We start from the raw sequence: 1,086 nt of genomic DNA, 5'->3' as shown, positions 1-1,086 counted from the left end.
GATCCCACCAATCCCATTGGCAACCGGGGTGGGGGAGCTACACGCCATTGACCCAACTTCTGACGGCCGGAACGCGTACCATGTACACCACCACCCTGACGAGTAACCTCGTGCTGAAGCATACGATGGATTACCTGACGCCGGGTCTGAGTTCGCGGGTGTCGATTGCGTATGATGACAGCTATACGAAAGGCTTTGCAAAGACGGTCAGTATTCCGCAGTTCAGTGCCATGCGAAACGCCATGGACCCGGCCAATCTGGTTTTTATTGGTGGACAGATCAGTCCGACGACTACGGCTGATAACGTAGGGAACGGTTCCTGGAATAAACTGTATCTGGAAGCTTCGCTTAATTACAGTCGCAGTTTTGGCAATCATACCGTTACGGGTTTATTACTCGGCAATGCCCAGCGATTTACCGCCAACGGACAGGGCTATAATACGCCTTCCGGTCTGATGGGTCTGGTCGGACGGGTTACGTATGATTTCAAGGAACGTTACCTGTTCGAATTCAACATGGGTTACAACGGTAGTGAGCAGTTTGCTCCGGGTAGACGATTCGGCTATTTCCCCTCCGTTTCGCCCGGATGGATTCTGTCCAATGAATCGTTTTTCCCGAAAAACGATGTTGTTACCTGGGTAAAATTCCGCGGTTCGTACGGCGAAGTAGGAAACGACCAATTGGGAGGCCGCCGCTACCTCTACCTGCCGAATACCTGGGCTTACAACGGTCGGGGCTATTTCTTCGGCAGAAGTGATGGCTCCAGTGCCAACCCTTACTTCAGCGGAGCTCAGGAAACGGCTCTGGGTAATCCGGAAATTACCTGGGAACGGGCCCGGAAAACGAACCTTGCCGGAGAATTCCGGTTCCTGAAAGATCGTCTGTCGGTAACTACAGCCGTATTCTGGGAAAAGCGAAACAACATTCTGGTATCGCTGGGAACAATTCCCGGTACGTACGGTGTACCCGACTGGAACGTCCCTCCGGCCAACGTCGGACGGGTTAGTAACCGGGGCTATGAAATCTTTGGCGAATGGAATGACAAAGTAGGTCCGATTCAATACTTCGTCCGGGGAACCTTCTCGT

Annotated in this window: 1 pseudogene; it reads left to right on the top strand. The window is 52.7% G+C overall.

What is annotated here, in order from left to right:
* Nucleotides 1-80 precede the first annotated feature (80 nt).
* A pseudogene (locus BWI97_RS27945) lies at nt 81-1,086 on the top strand (SusC/RagA family TonB-linked outer membrane protein); the annotation flags it as partial.

This window comes from Siphonobacter sp. BAB-5405, from assembly GCF_002872335.1.
Lineage (GTDB): Bacteria > Bacteroidota > Bacteroidia > Cytophagales > Spirosomataceae > Siphonobacter.
Note: the sequence above shows the minus strand (reverse complement) of the source record. Positions and strands in the feature narration are given on the sequence as shown.